Annotated in this window: 1 protein-coding gene; it reads right to left on the reverse strand. The window is 56.5% G+C overall.

The window, feature by feature from the left end:
* Positions 1-163 precede the first annotated feature (163 nt).
* Positions 164-699: hypothetical protein (locus tag MWC30_RS21705; protein ID WP_244086287.1), on the reverse strand; the 536-nt coding region annotated here is incomplete at its 5' end.

Genomic DNA, 699 nt, shown 5'->3' on the forward strand with positions numbered 1-699 from the left:
GGGGGCCAAGGTGGCGGGCTGGCGCTTTTCAAGTTGTCCTGCCAGGTCCTGAAAACCCGAGGTCATAAAATGAGTCCCTGTCTTTGCTGTTCCAGATGTCCGGTCCCTGAAAGCCTTCGAAGCATCCGGGAAAGCCCCGGGGGGAAACCCGGGGCCTTGCTGCTTAAAGTTGCGCCTTGCGGGAGTGGTAGGCTGCCCAAAGGATGCGCCACTCATGAGGCTTGAGGGCGGGCGCTTCGATTTCGCCCTTTTGGATGCGGTGCAATTGCCGGCCGAAAGCGGGGAGATTTTTTTCCGCTTCTATCCTTGCCTTGAGCTTGCGGGCAAAGTCGGAAAGATGCTGCCTTCTGAGGATATATGCCTTTTGGACGTGGTAGAAAGACCAAAGCACGCCACTTTGGTTTTCATCGAGGGACTTGATTTGATAAAAGGCCTTGCCCAGTGCCGTGAGGGCTTCTTCCGTTTTGCAGGCGCGTATGGATTCCAGGAGCCTTTGAAACCATGAGGGCTGCCGTTCGACCCAATCGGGGCCTTCCGACTCTTCGGCCATGGGATGATAAGCGAGCGTTTCGGGGACATATTCGGACTCGTGGGTCATGACGTCTTCTTCTGAAACCTGCTCGACCTGCGCGACTCCCAAAACGAACGGATAGAGGTAATCAACGGTTGCCGAAACTCCACGAACGGCTGCCCAGCGGC

Source organism: Desulforhabdus sp. TSK (assembly GCF_022836495.1).
Taxonomy (GTDB): domain Bacteria; phylum Desulfobacterota; class Syntrophobacteria; order Syntrophobacterales; family Syntrophobacteraceae; genus Desulforhabdus.